Raw genomic sequence first — 15,544 nt, forward strand, 5'->3', positions numbered from 1 at the left:
CATGGATTTACGTCCACGAAAGCGAGCATGAGAGGGCGGTCGCGCAAGTCGCATGATGACTGTCCGCTAGATCGGTCGCGGTGTTCACCACCGCGACTGGATCGCTAGAGTGTGATAGTGGACGAATCAGCTTCCGTCGCGGACCTGCATCAGCGCGAACCCCAGCAGATTCAGGCCTTGCCACAGGTTGGGGTTCCTCGCGCTTTCGTGGTCCTGGGCGAGCCCGATGCCCCAGATGCTATCAACCGGGCTTGCCTCAACGATGATGTGCGAACCGGTGTCCTTGAGGAATGCATTCAACTCCGGGTTCTGAGAGAACTTGGCCTGGTTGGCCCGGACGACAATTGCATATCTGTGTTGCAGCCAATCCTGTTCGTTGAATCCACGCACGTTGCGGCCCAGCGCTTTCGCTGCATTGGGTGTAGGTGCCTGGAGCACTTGAGCACGAACTTCCTGATCGCCGAACAAGGCGGCCTTCTCGGCCATCATGAAATGCTCGGCAGTCGCGTAGCGTTGCCCGTCGACAGCGAATTCGGCCTCGAACCACTGGCTGAAGCACGACGCTGTAACGCCGCTCTTGCTTCGCTGGTGTCCCCAGAAAAACGTAAATTCAAGCGCCTCTCCTGAGTTGAAGCGGGAGCGGAGGTCTTCCAGATACTTTGAATCTTGCAATGAGGTTTCCTCGGCAATTGGCTTTGCGGTGGGAGATTTAGTATGACGGAGCAGGGTAAATTTCGATCGAAGGGATTACTTGTCTTTGCTGGTGCACAGTTTTCTCGGCACCGTTAACACGGTGTTGTGCTCTGTCACGCCTTGCCAAAGCCAAACAATGAGCGCAGCCAGCCTGCCAACTTCCGTTCATAGAAGGGGGCGGTTTGCTTGAGGAAGTAATCGCCAAGGCCTGGATCACCTTCTTGAACGCGGTACAGGTCCACGGGTTCGCCATCCGGAGCGGTGTCCCTGGCAACGTTGCCGGCTTCAAGCATGACCCGTTCAATATCGCCGTTCGCTTCGATACCAATGACCAGGTGAGGCTTTTGATCAGACGATGCGTCATGCATCAACGCCAGAAACGCACGCTTCACGTTGTTATGTTTGGCGAGTAATTGGGTGAGCGAGTTGACCATCTTCGCGGGATATTGCGATGGCTGCCCGAGCAGCACTTGAGTGTCTTTTTCGACCGTGCGCTGCGTCGGTTTTTGGCCGATCTCGTCGGAGAGCAAGTGGCTCACTTCCTCGGGAAAAAACTCTTTGCCGTAAGGAGACTTGGGGTTAAGGAAAAGAGGGGTGCCCAGTGTGATTTCAAACAGCGATCTGGCCGGGATCTCGATGTAGGACTCTTCACTTTCGATGGATTTTTGTAGTGTTTGCAACGAAGAAAAAAACGGTATGACAGCTGAGCCGTCGGGCTTTTGCCAATGCGCGATGCTGATGTTGCTGCCAGCTTCAAGGCTGGACAGACCTTCGCCAGTACCGGTTGTGCCAAGGATGTAGATAGTGGAATTCAACAGTGTCTTGAAAAACTCGGGTCGGTGGGCCGGCTCATCCGCCGCCAGCCTGAGTGACTTTTCCAGGGTGTTTTCTTGCTGGGTATCCATGATGTCCATCGGCAGTTCCATCAAAACAGACAAAAAGTGAGTAGCAAAGCGTGCGCAGTTTTTCACGCTGCTGTGAAAACGGGAAGAACACAAGGCTGATGAATCTGCAGCACAAGGGCCCACACCACGTGATCTGCCTTGCCTTCACTTCATTCGCGCACCATAGAAGTGGTTGAGTAGTATCAGCTCAACCACAGCTACAAATACGCACAGCACGAGAAAGCCAGGACTGAAGACACGCTTGCGGCCGGATGAGCTTATATCCATCCAGTTAGTGCCTGAATCGCCGGAAGTCAGCAGCAGGAACGCTATCCAGGCACAGGCCCAGACTTTGCCCCAGAAGCCAAGATTTCTGAAAGAAGTCATCCGTGTTTTTCCGTATGCCGCTTGATTCGGCAGATGTTTATCTGTTGGTTAGGCTTGAGATAATAAAGGGGCGTCTAGTGTTGCAGGAAATTGGATTGTGTTCAGTCGGCAGAACGCCGTGGTGAGGAACGAAATATTTTCAGAATGCCAGAAACGACAAAGCCCTGAATAATCAGGGCTTTGTCGTATCAAATATGGCGGAGGCGATGGGATTCGAACTCATGGACCTGTTACAGTCGACGGTTTTCAAGACCGATATTCAAAGCCAATTAAACCGGGGCTTATAGGCGATTTTCGTTACGATACTTTTATTTTTCAACACCTCTACAGCCCCCATTCTACAAGGGGCGAAGTTTGAGTTTTGTAACGCTTTTCGGGCTATTTCGAGGGCTTTGCAATGGCGCCAATTCGTCGATAGACGCGCTCGGTGATGTCACCTTTGGTGTGCCCCAAGAGTAGGCTTGCATCACCGACGTCGAGAATTTCCGACGCCGCTTTCGGCCTGATGTCCCTGAACTGGAAGCCTCCTATTTTCTCCGCCAACGGAACATCGCCTTTTTCTTCAGCCTCTTTTTTGGCTTTTTCTCTGGCGTCGTCCCATCGATCGCGGAGCATCTTTGCCGTAATCCGTTTGCCGCGTGCGCTCACGATCAAATAGCTGCAAATGTGCTGAGCATTGCGCTCGGCCATTTTCCCGATCAGGAGGCCCAAACTGTTTGGCTCATCACCGTCAGTGATTTGGATACGCAGCTTTTTGTGTGTCTTGTTCTGCTGCACTGCCAAGTAATTTCCCTCGACGTCGTCCTTCCTCATGACCAGGACATCCGCCGGTCGCTGCCCGGTCAGATAGGCCAAGTCCATCGCGTCTTTCAGCTCTTGAGCTGCCTTCACGTAAACAGCATCCCAAACAACATCATTCGCGTAATAGTCCCTCGGTGTTTCCTTGTTTTTGCGCACGCCTTGGCAGGGATTTTCTTTGGTCGTCAGTCCCCATTCTCGAGCAATGTTGAACACGTGGGAGAGGGTGGCAATCTCGCGATTCGCGCGAACCTTGGCGGTGCGCGCGTCGCGGTAGCCTGCGATAGTTGCAGGGGTGATTGAGTCGATGGGAGCGCTGTCGAACATTGGCCGGAGCTGCTTGATCTCCGAAAGGTTGTCTTTCTGCGTGCGCGGTGCTTTCTTCGATACGATGTCGCGGATGTATCGGTCGAAGATGCCCTTCATGGTGCGCAGATCGAGCGGCTTCTCCTTCGCCTCCAGGTCCGCCCATTTGATCCTAGCCAAGTCCAGATCCTTGCCCAGCGGGATCGCCTTGCCTGTCATGTCCAGGTAGTAATAGGCGACCCACACCTTTCCGCTCTTTCGTATTCGTGTCCACTGATACATCCGGGGAGGCAAATTGCGGGTTTCGTTATTGCGGGGGCGCATATCAGTTCACTCGAGAATAGTCAGGTGTCCATACCGGTGCAGCCGGCGGTGGGTTAGGGTCGGTAATGGTGGGGCTGATCATGCCCAATTGCATGCGGGCATACATCCGACCCACCAGCGGACGTTTGCCGCGGCTTTCGACGTAGACCCATTGACGATCTGTCAGCCAGCGCCTCTGGTATGCCCTAGCCTTGTAGCCTGTTAGTTCCGCCAGTTCTTCATCCGAGAGGATTTCGGCTTCCATTTTGGTGCTCCATACCGCCCATAGCGGAGAAAGGTGGTGATGTGCGTTTCTAGGCCGGAAACATCAGTCCGATTTTCACGATGTCCCTCCTATCCACGATCTACATGAGCTATGCTGGCAATTTGCCAATTACAATATTTGCTTGTCAGAGAAGGACGTATCAGTGTCGGACTTTGTATTGGAATCCAAGTATGTATTTGTTGATACGAATATCTATGAAGGAAAAAACTTTCAGTTTTTAACTTATGAGCTAGAACGCTTGTCACTGTTGGCATCCTCTGGTGAAATTATTTTATTAATGAGTCCTATTGTTGATTTCGAGATTAGAGGGCATATAAAGGCAGGGGCCGCTAAGGCCGCAAAGAGCGTCAAGGATTTTACAAAAGAGGCAATGGTTCTCAGGAATGCAACAGAGTTGCCAGTTTCGGGTGTTTTTGAGCGGGTGTCTGCACTGGATATATCCGACGCGTTGCTCGAAAATTACAGTCGTTTTGTCGAGTTAGCTAAGCCTGAGATAGTGCCGTTTGACGATGTTGATCCTGTTGAGGTCTTTGAAAGGTATTTTTCTGGACGTCCTCCTTTCAGTGAAAGTAAAAAGCACGAATTTCCTGATGGGTTCGCTCTGCTGTCTCTGGTGAACTATTCACGGGTTAAAGATAGCTCTATATATGTTGTAAGCAACGATCGCGATATGGAGAGTTTTTGCTCAGAGTACTCTTCTTTAATTCATTTTAATAATCTTGATCCGATAATTAATGCATTAAATCATGTAGGTCCCTTCGATCTGTCTGTTTTTGCAGGTCAGATGCTTGATAAGCTGCAGAGTGAGATTCTCGATGCTGCAAGACATTACTTGGGGCTTCTGGAGTTCGATACAGGACCATCGATTGATGCAGTCGTTGCTGAGCAGTTCTACTTTAAGAATCTGTGCGTTGTGGATTCGGATCTTTATGAAGTGGAGCTTGGGCACGCAGAGTTCAATGTAGTAATTGGTCTGGAGATTTGGGTTGATCAAGTGATAGATGTGCAAGAAAGTTTGGGGGAGGATAGTGGCTCTGAGCAATGCTCAGAAGGTGAGCGTATTCGGCAGCTTTCTAAATTCAATGCCATAGTGGATATGCCTGTCATGTTAAATTCGAAAGGGTATAATCTCGAGACAGCGTACTTACGCGATGTCGATCCGGTGTTACGAAGCGATCTTAGTTTGCGAGATGCATTTTTTATTGAAACATTTGTGCTTGAGCAAATCCTATGATGCTTACGGAAGGTAGTGATCTATTTAAGTTGATAGGTCGCGAAAGTGTTTCAAAGCGAAATCTTTATGATTTGGTTCAGTACTCTAAAATTCAGTCGTCCCCTTATTGGGGTGGCGCGGAATTTTTAATTGGTAACACGCCTCAGCAGGGGATTAATTGGATTGGTGAGTTTCCAGTCTTAAGTGGTGTGATAGTTAAAGTGCGTCCTGGTAGTTATGAGGGTGATGGCTGGGCGGATAGTAATGAAATGACCTATCACTACTCCTTTAAGGCGAGGAGTAAAATTATCTCATATGCTGAAAAAGCAAATCAGGCGCTAATTAATCAACCGCAGCATCTGTATCCAATATTTTTATTTACAGACGCAGGGAGGGAGTGGAGTTTCGAGGGGAGGTTTTTGGTCTCCGAAATAATGGATACCTACGTGATTCTGCAACGTGACAAGAAAGTTTTTGTAAGTGCAAATACTAGCCCGGTAGAACAGTACTATGAAGAGGGTGGTAAACGGTATGTCACACATCTTATGGCAGAAAGAAGCGCGGCGGTTGTTGCGGCGGTCAAAGCCTCTGCGGATTGGGTTTGTGAAATATGTGCTATTGATTTTGAATCGCTCTATGCATTTCCATATATTGAAGCCCATCACAAGTCGGCCATTTCAACTTATGAGTCAACACAGAAGGTAAAGCCGTCTGATTTGGCATTACTATGTCCAAATTGTCATGCGGCTGTTCACTTGTATATGAAAAAAACGCAGTTTGATTATTTTGGTATCAAGGAAGTATTGATTAAGCGCTTGAAAAAATAACTGGTTAGATTAGCTGTTTCAGGATGCGTTGACCTAACCACTTAATAACTGGCACGGCTTTGCTGTTTCCGATTGCCTTGTATCGAGGCCCATCGGGGCATTCCTCTGGAGGCTTTCCGCGCCAAGGGATCAAGGTATAGTTATCAGATATGCCTTGGCAGCGTTCCCATTCGATTACGCTGGTGCGGCGGACACCATTGGCCTCCAGAACATATGCCTCTCGATCATCGAGAGACCCACCCCCTTGTGCCGTGAGAGTAGGATGAAGTTTCGGCTTCTCTTCCCATCCCGGCGGGCAATCCCTGCGAGCGCCTTCGCGCTCAAAAAGTACTTCGGTGGGATCAAATCCGTCTCGAGCACTTGCGACAACGAACACACGGCGGCGTCGTTGGGCCAGGCCGAAATATTGGGCGTCCAGGATCCGCCACGCGATTGTTCTTTTGGGTCCATACACACAACCAGCGTCCGGCCATTTTTTCCCTGAAGGCTGCAGTTCGCAGTCTTCCCCAGCAAGCGCGCCAAGAAAGTATCCGAAGGCGTTCCCTTTGTCACTGAGGACGCCGGGGACGTTCTCCCAGACGACAACGCAAGCGGGCTTTCGCTGGCCGGCGCGAACATAGTCAACTGCATCTGCAAGCTCCACGTATTTGATTGTGAGGGCGCCGCGCGGGTCGGTGAGTCCTTCGCGCATGCCGGCGACGCTGAACGCCTGGCACGGGGTTCCGCCGATGAGGACGTCCGGTACGGCGATCTTTCCGGCCAGCACTTGGGCGCCGAGTTTGGTCATGTCGCCAAGGTTCGGCGTATTCGGGTAGTGGTGGGCGAGCACTGCGCTGGGGAAGGGGTCTATCTCGGCGAACCACGCGGCGCGCATGCCGAGCGGCTTCCACGCAAGCGTTGCCGCCTCAATGCCGGAGCAGACGCTTCCATAAGTGATGTTCATAGTGAGCTCATCTGAAATGTAGGAGTTTCGGCCGCGCCTGCTATGATGGCTCACAGCCACAACTAGGAGCCCTGAAGTGCAGCGTTTTAGAACAGAATTTATCCATCACTATAAATATCGGCGTCGAGCGGGTTTTAACTTCCTTGTAATGGAGTTCTATCAACTTATAGATCGTATATTTACATTCTTGGCTCCTATCCTAATTGCAAGTGTTTCGATATTTGCAGTGCTGGGAATTGGCCTTGCGGTTTATTTTCATTTTTTGAAAGGAATGGACATTCCTCATGTAGAGATTAAGCATGTTGAGACCGCAGCTTATTGGGGGCAGATCGGAGATTTTGTCGGCGGCTTGCTTAATCCTCTCCTTAGTTTTGCAGCATTGATGGCAGTTCTCTACAGCTTACGGGCTCAGAACAAGGAGCTAGCGTTGGCGCGCTTAGAGTCTAAGGAGAATCAAAGAATTCAAGCTCAACAGAGTGCGATATTCGAAAGGCAGAATTTTGAGTCGGTTTTTTTTCGTTTGCTTGATATTCATTCAAAGTTAGCTAATGAACTGATTATGGTATATGCCACTGTTTCACTCAACAAGGTTGAAGAGAGGCAGGTCGTGGGGGCTGAAGCGTTCAAGTATATAGTAAGCAATTATTTTCCGTTCGGGCGAAATATATCATCTGCGGATTCTTATAGGAAAGGCTTGTTGGACGCAAGTCGCACGCTCTCACTAAGATATCAAAAACAATTAGCGCATTATTTTCGTAACCTGTATCAGATACTAAAACAGATAGATAGCTTAGGGATGGACCCGTTGCGTCTCGCTAGGCCGTCCTCTATGGCTAATGCTCGGGCTTGGGCGGAAAACTATAATACACAAAGAAACTATGCGAACATGCTTCGTGCTCAGTTAAGCTCAATGGAGTTGAATGTTATTTTATTGAACTGTTTGACTCAAAAGGGAGAGGGCATGAAATATTATATTGAAAGATTTTCATTGCTGAAACACATCGATAGGTTATATTTTGGCGATCATTTTACTGCGTGCTCAGATTTAATTGATGATCTCGCATTTGCGGATTCCGAGGAGATCAGCCCAGGAAGACTACAAAAGCATATACGTGAAAGGATTGACCGTCTGAGAGATGCCGAGCGGAATAGATCTAGATAGTAACATCTCAATGTAGGTGATCTTGATGTGGGCATTCCTAACTTTGGTGACCTCAGGGCGGTTATAAGCGGCTCTCGAAGGTATATTTCTGATTGGTAGCGTGGCAACCACATGGTCTCTATGCAATTGCCCGTAGATGGGTACTGCTGGCGAATGTTGTGGTCCTTGCACACAACCGTATGCCTCGCCGGCTGGTTTGATTCTCAGAAGTGGGGTATTTATCTGAAATCTCACACTGGCAGGAGGCCGACATGAGGATGCAGAGCGATGTAGACGCACTGGCGGCGATCGAAGAGGACGCCAAGGCAATGCTGAAACGGATAGGGCTGCCGGACGACGCAGTGAAGCTTGAGGTGGTAGTGTTCCTTCGCGAGGTGATCGACCTGGCCAGCTACATGGAGTCGGCGCATAGGCTGGTTGAAGCGCCAAGACTTGTCTGAGCAGACACATTGCCGGCCGTTTCGGTATTTGTTATCACCCTGGCATGTGGCCGGATCAAGGAACCTGGAATGGACGGAAAACCTTCCAACAAACTCATCGCAGAGCAAAGCGGTCTGACCGAAGCAGAGGTCGGGACGTACTTAACAGCTCTCGAAATGCAGGCAGATGGAAGCTGGATGGTTTATTTCGGTATTGAAGTCGCTCAGTTGCCAGATGCCGACAAGAAAATTGATGCCTCCCGAACATTGTTGATTCCAAGCTGGCTCGCCAAACACTGGGTAGACCGAGATATCGGCTAGGGCGCCGCCCTCTGTGACCGGTGGTGGCAATTTGGTTTGGGTTGCGGTATACGGGTAAGCCGTAAAACTTGATGAGATACATGGATGAGCATTTACATACGCGAGGCGGAACTCGCAACTCTCGATCTGACGTGTTACTTCGAAATTCGGTTAATCAGCTATCCGGAAGATAAAGTAGGCATCCTCACGCTGTCTTGGCCTGCGCCGGGTGACTTGAAACGCTCCCCTCTGAAGGTGTTGGTGGATAAGCCAAATGATGCAGAGACACTTTCCCGAGTGGCGGGACTGATTGTTTCACTCCGGAAGTAACTACCCGATCCTGCCTCATTCGTCTTGACTGATCCACAGCGCTTCCCGGCTGTAGGCTATCTCCAGTTTCCGCGACACGTTTTCGGGTATCACGTATACGTGTCGCGGCGGTGGCTCAAGCAGGGGAAGGGCGCCGCCCGGGCCAAGGCCGTGCAGGTGGTGAATCATAAGCGTGATCGCCTCGCCCGTTTCCTCGATACCGCTCCAGGCCATCAGCTCAGCAAGGGCTTGGCGCGCAGCGGGCAGGATGTGGTGGTACCGGGTGAGCTTAGTGCGGGCGATGAGCCAGGAAGCGATGGCCGGGTGGGTTAGGAGCTTGGAGAGGATTCGCCAGAAGAGATTTATAGATTCATCTGCAATTACGACTGACATGCGGCGCAGAAACTTGAAACCTCTCGCAACTAAGGGCATAAGGGTTCTCCAGCGCTATTTTTTCAGCGTTGATCAGGGAGTGAGTTTTTTTGGAGGGTATATGCCTAGCGTTTTTGGATTTAATACCGATTCAGAAGAGATAGCATTTGCGATCCATTACGGTCATGAAGTTGTTTGCTACATACCTCAATATGGTGGTTGGTATGAAACTCGACATTACGTAAACCAAGAAGTTGAAGAATTAGAGTTTTGTCAAACCTGCATCGCTGAAAACATGGTTAGGGTTGTAGGTGACGGCGCGCATCTTGTTTTGTCGCCTGGCGAGTTTCACCCTAGGATATGGCGAGGTGTTTTTCGCAGGACGTTAACGGGTGGATACGACAAGTTGAATCCTGGCCGGGTTTACGGCCAAACCTACATGCGGTCAATTGTAGCTGCGGAAAGTCTATTCTCAGAAGTGAAAGCATTATTTGGTGTCGTAGAACCACAAACAGAAAATTTCGGTACATTTGGTCATAGATTTAGAGAGCTATTAATTCTTCTCTGTACAGAGATAGAAGCTTGCTGGTCCGGCGTTCTCAAGGCCAACGATATGGAAGTTCAGGCCAATGGTAGATTTACCACAAAAAACTACTTAAAGGTCTGTACGCCACTAAGACTTACTGAATGGACGGTAAGGCTTAATGACTATGACACTGGAGACTTTCATCCATTTCGACGTTGGAATATTTTGCAGCCGAGCGCTTCTCTGCCATGGTATGAGGCATACAACAAGGTGAAGCATGATCGCGAAGGGAATTTTCATATGGGCACGATGCATAATGTTTTGCAGGCAGCCGCGGCGCTTCATATCATGCAGGTTGCTCAGTTCGGCCCTGGAATATTCGATATAATGCGTGGCAATAGGTCATCTATCTTTTATGTTGCCGAAGGCCCTGTATTTGATTTGTCGGAAATTTACATATCTGACCCTATTGAGAAAGGGCAATTCCATACCGAAATAAAAATTGGAGGCATCCAGAACGGGATTAGTCAGCCGGCTTAATCTATGCAGCTGACTGCGATTCCTTGTTTGGTGTCCAGTCTGCAAATCCTACTCTTGGTACACCCGTTTTTGCGTTGATGATCGGCTTGTTCTTAACGTCGACCAGCACCGCCTTCGTCCGAATCTTCAGGTCTCGACAAACGAGGCTCGCCCTGGCCATTTCCATAAACTGCTGGGCGTACTGGGGGCATCGAACATTGGTGAGAGGCGCACGCTCTTTTTGCTTGCCATGATCCTTTCGACCTCAGCCTCAACCGCTTCCTCCCATTCAGCAATCGTCCGTTCGAGACGCTTACCGCCATCCATCTTGTGGGTGCTGGTGGTCATTTTTGCTTCTTCGCGGGCCCAGCTCTCACTCATTCCAAACACGGCAAAAGTAGTCATTGGGTCACTCCAGGCAGTCGAGGGCCTTCTGCAGAAACTGGTTGATGGTCATTGATTGGTCGTCTGGATCCATCGCTCGCTTGATCCACATGCAGGCATCTTCGACTTCGTCCTGCAGGTTGCTAAGCTCGCCGGCGACCTCGTCAGCATCGTCTTCAATTTGGCGTATTTGCTCTTGAAGCTCGTCGTACTGAGCGCGCGGGGCGATGCATTGAGCAGTCAGGCGGCGGGTCAGCTCGGCAACAGCTGCCGGCTCGAGCGATGCCGTAGTGCAGGCACTCTTCGTCGCTCAAGGCATTTGCGGGAATGCTCATGGCAGTTCTCCAGGCATACGCCTGCCTCGCCGGCTGGCGTGATTCGTAGAAGTGGGGTATTTGTGTTCGGCCCGGCATGGAGCCGGAAAGGAGCGATATGTGTTTGAACTGAGTAAGCTTTTTCCAATAACAGTTGTCGTTGCTGTTTTTCTATTTGTTTTTAAAGAAATTGTTGAGTTTTTTAAAAAAAGGTCGGAAAAGACACGCAAAATATCCGCATACAAAATCCTCATTGCGGAGGAAATGTCTAAGAATGCGTGGACGATTTTTATCTTGCGAAACGTTGTTGACCGGCTTAGCGATCCGGCCCTTACGGTGGAAGTGCTGAAAGGATCGGACGGATCCACTCACGTTAAGACTTCTAAGGAAAACGATTACACCACAGGTATGATACTTCCTTTTCACTCATCCATATTCGATAAGCACATTGTTGATTTGGCGGTTGTGGATAAGATGTTTTTTCTGCGCGTAAAGGAAACATATCAAAAAATCGCTGAGACTAAAGCTACCATTAATACAATTTTGGAGATTTGCATAAATCCTGTTTTAAACGCTGCGAGAAATGCGGCGGTAAAAGACTTGGTTGGATTAATAGATTCAGCCGAACTGCATATAAAGGAAACATTCACACTTTGTACTGGGCGCCAACTGGACTCTCATAAACCAATTTCATTCATATGATAGGCAGGTGGCAATCATCTAAAGCCGGTTTGGGCCGCAGGATCTCGTCTCCCTGCTCTGGAGGATCGTCGGAGAGCGACTTCATGCCAGCGGCCTGAATGATGCGCGACACCTTTTCTGTAACAACAAAAGGTGTCGTGACACAGCGAAGCATCTTCGCTTAGGTATCGAAGTCGGCGGCGATCAGGTTCATCAGCAGCCGCTGGTGAACGTCCTGCTGGTTGTTGATGCCGTGGGCGGCCATGACCTGCTTGAGGTCGGGCTTGAACACGCCGGCCACCTCAACCGTAAACTTCTCGACGCCCAATGCAACGTCTTTGGCTGCTGCCTTCTCGCGCTTCCTGCGCTGCTTGATAGCTTCCGCTGTCAGCTCCTGTTCTTCGGCCATGGCCTACCTCTTCAATTCCGCTGGCCGGCAAGTCCAGCCAGGTCTGTCGACGGCGCGTGGCCGCCCGGTTTGTGGTTCGTCTCACGCTGCTTCCTTCACTTGATCCGAATCGAGCTTTCACCGCGCTCAAGGTGCGCCCAGGCCGGTTCCGGTAGCAGTTCATGCTCCAGGTCTTCGCCGGCTTCGATGCGCTTGCGCACAGCTTCGTTGTGATCGCGGATTTCCTTGAGTCGGACAGCGATGATTTTCTTGTCAGGTGTAATCACGCTCTTCAACGAGACAAACTCATCGGGTACAGCCTGTTCGTTGTCGACGATGACCTTCTCGGGCGAAAGGGCGAGAGTGATGCTGAACAGTGGCCGCTTGATCGACTTGATGTCTGCGGCCTCCATGTTTCTGCGAAGGTAATCACTGAGCTGGCCCACGGTGTTTTTCTTGATGCGCTTGAGCTCGTTCAGACGGTCGACCTCCTTATCGATGGCGTCGATGTCACCTTCGATGTTCCGGCGCAGCATGACGACGTTGTCGGCCTTCACTTCAAACTCGCCCTTGATGCCATCCATGGTGTCTTGGATAGCTTGGCGTAGGCCTTCGTCGTCGGTGTCAGCCAGAGCTAAGAGTTCGGCCATCTGCGTATTCAGTTTGTAGAGGTCAGTCATGCTGCACCTTCCATAGCGTCTTCAAGGTCCGCTTTTCGGGCGTCCTTGGCACGTGTGAATTTGAGTTTGTGGGCTGCGCAATCTGGATCGGTTTTGCGCAAGTCCAACTTGCGCATCGCCGATTTGTAGAGCTGTTCCAGCTCATTGAGCGACTGTGCGGTACCAATCAGGTGAAGTGTTCCCGAGAGCCATTCGCGATACTCGGCCGCCAGACGTTCTTTCGCTTCGATCTTGTCCTCGGCGCGCTCGATTTCGGCTTCACCCAGGCGCTCGTTGACGTAGTGAATGTCGTCGTAAAGACCCAAGCGAACATCGGCGGAAAAGCCCAACTGGCTCAGGCACTTGCCGATCGCATCAGTAAGGGATTTTTTCGGGGCATCGAAGTCAGTGCTGATGCTTCCGAATTTGTTCTGAGTGATGAAAGGTGTGTGCCCATAGTGCGTGATCGTTTTGCGCTCGCCGTCGCCACCCAAGTACCAAAGCGCGACTTTGAGGGTGTGCACTTGGGCATGGGCCAGCACCGATCCTTCTTTGTTCAAAAGTGGGCCGCCGATATCGAAGCGCTCCTCGATGACGTCGTAACCCCAGCCGGTACCGCACGGGCCGAACTGCTCGGTGGCGCGTTTAGCGAGGTACTGGGCATTCACTGCGGTACCCGTGAAACCGCCGAGGCCGGTGTATTCCTTTGTGAACTTGGGGTCGGTCTTTTCGACCTCTTCCCATAGGGCGAGGTTGGGTGCAGACATGACTATCTCCCGCCACGCAAGTACGCAGCTCTGAAAGAAGTGGGTTACTGAGTGATCCGGTCGGCGAGGGCGCTGAGCAGCATCAGGAAGGTGAAGACGCCGATGGCGGAGAATGAGCCGCGCCAGATCAGCGTGCGACGGGCCCACTGACGGCCAGTCATTGGAATAGCCGGGATGCTTTCACCGGCGGGAGCTGGCACGCATCAGCGTTGTTTCGTGTTGCGGTGTAATCCGCCATTACGATTAAGAGGCCGGTGGCGAGGATCCAGAACATGATCTTCATGGGCGAGGCCTCACGGTGATGCGACCGGTCTTGATCGCTGCCACCAACTTTGGCGGAAGTTTTGAAACGGGCAGTTCGCGTGGAATGCCGGCGCCAATCACAGCCAAACTTCGCTCAATTTCAGCGAGCTGTTCATCAATCAGCGATTTAACCGGTGCCGTACTCATGCTGTCTCCTTGCGCTGCTGACAGACGTCGCGCAGCCGCTTGCAGTAGTGATTGAACTCGTCGATGGTGATGGCGCCGTCAGTGAAGAGTCGGGTGATCAGCTCCTGTACGAGCAAGCCTGTCTCTTCATGGGCGAAGGGAGCGGTCACACCATCAAGTGCTTTGTCGATCAGAATGTGCGGGCTCAAAAGCCGCACTCCTGCTCGACGCGATCGCTTTCGCGCTTGGCATCTCGGTACTCGTTGGCGTGCACAGCGACCAAGTCACCGGCGAGCGTCCGAACGACCTGTGGATCACCGCCGACGGCTTCGACGGCCCAAGCGTGCAAGATCCCGCCGTCGCCACGGCGGACCAGTTCGATAAGGATTTTCTCGATGCAGCGGTCTGGGTCTGGGTTCGCAGCCATGTGATCCGCCAGCGCTTCCGGCAGGTGATCAGCGTTGACCAGGACCTTGCTTCGACCCACCAGATTCGGCGCTTCGACATGGCGCCGGCACAGCAGATCGTCGACCGACTCTGCCAGCCATTCCTGGCCAGCCTCCGTATCGAGAAAGTCGTCTTCCGGGATGAGCTTGCGTAGAGCTGACATGGTCGTCTCCAAGGTGGCGGGGTGGCTTAATCAACGCGGGAAGTGATGAGAGCTTTAGCGGCGACTTCCTCGTCGAAGGAGCAAAGATGTGGGGCTTCCTGGTACAGGCGAATCAGCAGTTCATCGCTGTCTGTTGACCACGTTTCACTTGCGATCAAACGTTCGCCGCCTGTTGCGTAGGCCTCAAGTGCAGCTTCAAAAATGGCTGTCAAAGAGCGGCGTTGACTGCGGCTCATGATGTCCACCAGATGCTTTAGCCTGGGCTCCATTCGAAGCCCAACCGAAACAGTGGTGGTCTTCGGTTGGGCATATCGCCTTGTACCCATTGATGGACTCCTTGTGATTTTCAACAAAACCCGGATGCACTCATCCGCTCCGCTGGTTGCCGTTGGGCGCGGAGGAGAGTGCATTCGGGTGGTGTCGGGGGGCGGGGATCGTTGAAAACTGATGGTTTGAGAAATGGTGCCGATATCGTGCGTACAGTTTTTTATTACGGACGATCCACCATGCAACCCATTGCAAAAATTGTCTGCTTAGCAGCGCTCATGCCACTCAGCTGCGCTGCTGTCACACCGGCTTCGGAAGAGTCGAGCATTCATGAGCTTGCCGTTGTTGGGGTAGCTGTTGGGCGCGCTTGTGCAGAATTGCATCCATTCAAGGAATACACGCTTCAAAACATGCTGGACGATCCGACATTGGTCAGTAACAAAGAACTCAGAGCGGAAATTTTGAAGGTGGACAAAGGACCTGAATTTCAGCTCGCCATCAGCGATGCTCAAGCGATCTTCAAAGGTGAAGAGCAGTACATGAACACCATGTGCCCTAACTACGCGCCGATGGCCAGAAAGTAATACCCAGACCCGCTACTGGCGCCGGTCCGGGCTTGCAACCTCCTTGCTCGCTCACAATCCACACCGCAGAGCGCTCCCTGACTGTCCCCATCATCTGAGATTTAGGGCAAGGAGAGCTCTGCGCTGTGGATTGATGCCGCCTCAAAAAAGCGGCATCGGTAAATCTGTTTGCCGTGACCCGCTACTGGCGGCAGTCAACGGCTTGAATCTCAAA

At 51.4% G+C, this 15,544-nt stretch carries 21 protein-coding genes and 2 pseudogenes; 8 read left to right on the plus strand and 15 right to left on the minus strand.

Annotated features, from left to right (window positions below):
* Positions 1 to 126: 126 nt before the first annotated feature.
* From ybiA to AC07VV_RS03045, 5 genes are all read right to left on the minus strand, one after another.
* A complete protein-coding gene (ybiA, locus tag AC07VV_RS03025) occupies positions 127 to 672 on the minus strand; it encodes a riboflavin biosynthesis intermediates N-glycosidase (protein ID WP_495035225.1) in 546 nt (181 codons plus the stop codon).
* 134 nt (positions 673 to 806) lie between these two features.
* The gene (gene sseB / locus AC07VV_RS03030) at positions 807 to 1,607 is read right to left on the minus strand and encodes an enhanced serine sensitivity protein SseB (protein ID WP_495035226.1); all 801 of its coding nucleotides are present in this window, start codon (positions 1,605 to 1,607) and stop codon (positions 807 to 809) included.
* Between the two features lie 135 nt (positions 1,608 to 1,742).
* A complete protein-coding gene (locus tag AC07VV_RS03035; protein ID WP_495035227.1) occupies positions 1,743 to 1,964 on the minus strand; it encodes a hypothetical protein in 222 nt (73 codons plus the stop codon).
* Between the two features lie 378 nt (positions 1,965 to 2,342).
* Positions 2,343 to 3,392 (minus strand): site-specific integrase, encoded by a 1,050-nt coding sequence (locus AC07VV_RS03040; protein ID WP_495035228.1) that lies wholly within the window; start codon positions 3,390 to 3,392, stop codon positions 2,343 to 2,345.
* A gap of 1 nt (position 3,393) precedes the next feature.
* Positions 3,394 to 3,636 (minus strand): DUF4224 domain-containing protein, encoded by a 243-nt coding sequence (locus AC07VV_RS03045; protein WP_495035229.1) that lies wholly within the window; start codon positions 3,634 to 3,636, stop codon positions 3,394 to 3,396.
* Between the two features lie 163 nt (positions 3,637 to 3,799).
* Between AC07VV_RS03045 and AC07VV_RS03050 the strand changes: the two genes are divergently transcribed.
* Positions 3,800 to 4,891 (plus strand): PIN domain-containing protein, encoded by a 1,092-nt coding sequence (locus AC07VV_RS03050; protein ID WP_495035230.1) that lies wholly within the window; start codon positions 3,800 to 3,802, stop codon positions 4,889 to 4,891.
* Positions 4,888 to 5,697, plus strand: a complete 810-nt coding sequence (locus tag AC07VV_RS03055; RefSeq protein ID WP_495035231.1) for an HNH endonuclease — start codon at positions 4,888 to 4,890, stop codon at positions 5,695 to 5,697. Before AC07VV_RS03050 ends, AC07VV_RS03055 begins: the two co-directional genes overlap by 4 nt.
* A gap of 289 nt (positions 5,698 to 5,986) precedes the next feature.
* Here AC07VV_RS03055 and AC07VV_RS03060 read toward each other — a convergent pair.
* A pseudogene (locus tag AC07VV_RS03060) lies at positions 5,987 to 6,640 on the minus strand (DNA cytosine methyltransferase); the annotation flags it as partial.
* A gap of 76 nt (positions 6,641 to 6,716) precedes the next feature.
* Between AC07VV_RS03060 and AC07VV_RS03065 the strand changes: the two are divergent.
* From AC07VV_RS03065 to AC07VV_RS03075, 3 genes are all read left to right on the plus strand, one after another.
* Positions 6,717 to 7,802 (plus strand): putative phage abortive infection protein, encoded by a 1,086-nt coding sequence (locus tag AC07VV_RS03065; protein ID WP_495035232.1) that lies wholly within the window; start codon positions 6,717 to 6,719, stop codon positions 7,800 to 7,802.
* Between the two features lie 251 nt (positions 7,803 to 8,053).
* Positions 8,054 to 8,242, plus strand: a complete 189-nt coding sequence (locus tag AC07VV_RS03070; protein WP_495035233.1) for a hypothetical protein — start codon at positions 8,054 to 8,056, stop codon at positions 8,240 to 8,242.
* A gap of 69 nt (positions 8,243 to 8,311) precedes the next feature.
* Positions 8,312 to 8,542, plus strand: a complete 231-nt coding sequence (locus tag AC07VV_RS03075; protein WP_495035234.1) for a hypothetical protein — start codon at positions 8,312 to 8,314, stop codon at positions 8,540 to 8,542.
* Positions 8,543 to 8,866: 324 nt separating this feature from the next.
* Here AC07VV_RS03075 and AC07VV_RS03080 read toward each other — a convergent pair whose 3' ends face one another.
* Positions 8,867 to 9,262 carry a hypothetical protein gene (locus AC07VV_RS03080; RefSeq protein ID WP_495035235.1) on the minus strand — a complete coding sequence of 132 codons (396 nt, stop codon included), beginning with the start codon at positions 9,260 to 9,262 and terminating at the stop codon, positions 8,867 to 8,869.
* A 61-nt stretch (positions 9,263 to 9,323) separates the two neighbouring features.
* Here AC07VV_RS03080 and AC07VV_RS03085 point away from each other — a divergent pair, with 61 nt between their 5' ends.
* Complete coding sequence (locus AC07VV_RS03085) at positions 9,324 to 10,268, plus strand: hypothetical protein (RefSeq protein WP_495035236.1); 945 nt, start codon at positions 9,324 to 9,326, stop codon at positions 10,266 to 10,268.
* 126 nt (positions 10,269 to 10,394) lie between these two features.
* On the opposite strand, the gene AC07VV_RS03090 is transcribed toward AC07VV_RS03085, so the two are convergent.
* On the minus strand, positions 10,395 to 10,652 hold the full coding sequence (locus tag AC07VV_RS03090) for a hypothetical protein (RefSeq protein ID WP_495035237.1): 258 nt from the start codon (positions 10,650 to 10,652) through the stop codon (positions 10,395 to 10,397).
* A 413-nt stretch (positions 10,653 to 11,065) separates the two neighbouring features.
* Between AC07VV_RS03090 and AC07VV_RS03095 the strand changes: the two genes are divergently transcribed.
* Positions 11,066 to 11,647, plus strand: coding sequence for a hypothetical protein (locus tag AC07VV_RS03095; RefSeq protein ID WP_495035238.1), 582 nt, complete (start codon positions 11,066 to 11,068; stop codon positions 11,645 to 11,647).
* Here the strand turns inward: AC07VV_RS03095 and AC07VV_RS03100 are convergent.
* The 7 genes and pseudogenes from AC07VV_RS03100 to AC07VV_RS03130 all read right to left on the minus strand — a co-directional run bounded on the left by AC07VV_RS03100 (position 11,640) and on the right by AC07VV_RS03130 (position 14,715).
* Positions 11,640 to 12,035, minus strand: a pseudogene (locus tag AC07VV_RS03100) (hypothetical protein). The gene AC07VV_RS03095 and the pseudogene AC07VV_RS03100 sit on opposite strands and share 8 nt — an antisense overlap.
* A 95-nt stretch (positions 12,036 to 12,130) precedes the next feature.
* The gene (locus tag AC07VV_RS03105) at positions 12,131 to 12,694 is read right to left on the minus strand and encodes a siphovirus Gp157 family protein (RefSeq protein ID WP_495035239.1); all 564 of its coding nucleotides are present in this window, start codon (positions 12,692 to 12,694) and stop codon (positions 12,131 to 12,133) included.
* A complete protein-coding gene (locus tag AC07VV_RS03110) occupies positions 12,691 to 13,440 on the minus strand; it encodes a hypothetical protein (RefSeq protein WP_495035240.1) in 750 nt (249 codons plus the stop codon). Before AC07VV_RS03110 ends, AC07VV_RS03105 begins: the two co-directional genes overlap by 4 nt.
* Positions 13,441 to 13,719: 279 nt before the next feature.
* Entirely contained in the window at positions 13,720 to 13,890 is a 171-nt protein-coding gene (locus AC07VV_RS03115; protein WP_192560257.1) for a hypothetical protein, read from the minus strand.
* On the minus strand, positions 13,887 to 14,078 hold the full coding sequence (locus AC07VV_RS03120; RefSeq protein ID WP_102687704.1) for a hypothetical protein: 192 nt from the start codon (positions 14,076 to 14,078) through the stop codon (positions 13,887 to 13,889). Before AC07VV_RS03120 ends, AC07VV_RS03115 begins: the two co-directional genes overlap by 4 nt.
* Positions 14,075 to 14,479 (minus strand): hypothetical protein, encoded by a 405-nt coding sequence (locus tag AC07VV_RS03125; protein WP_495035241.1) that lies wholly within the window; start codon positions 14,477 to 14,479, stop codon positions 14,075 to 14,077. Before AC07VV_RS03125 ends, AC07VV_RS03120 begins: the two co-directional genes overlap by 4 nt.
* Before the next feature lie 26 nt (positions 14,480 to 14,505).
* On the minus strand, positions 14,506 to 14,715 hold the full coding sequence (locus AC07VV_RS03130) for a hypothetical protein (protein WP_495035242.1): 210 nt from the start codon (positions 14,713 to 14,715) through the stop codon (positions 14,506 to 14,508).
* A 270-nt stretch (positions 14,716 to 14,985) separates the two neighbouring features.
* On the opposite strand from AC07VV_RS03130, the gene AC07VV_RS03135 reads away from it, so the two are divergent.
* Positions 14,986 to 15,330, plus strand: coding sequence for a hypothetical protein (locus AC07VV_RS03135; RefSeq protein ID WP_495035243.1), 345 nt, complete (start codon positions 14,986 to 14,988; stop codon positions 15,328 to 15,330).
* The last annotated feature ends 214 nt before the right edge of the window (positions 15,331 to 15,544 follow it).

This window comes from Pseudomonas sp. GW821-FHT02C04 (genome assembly GCF_059421845.1).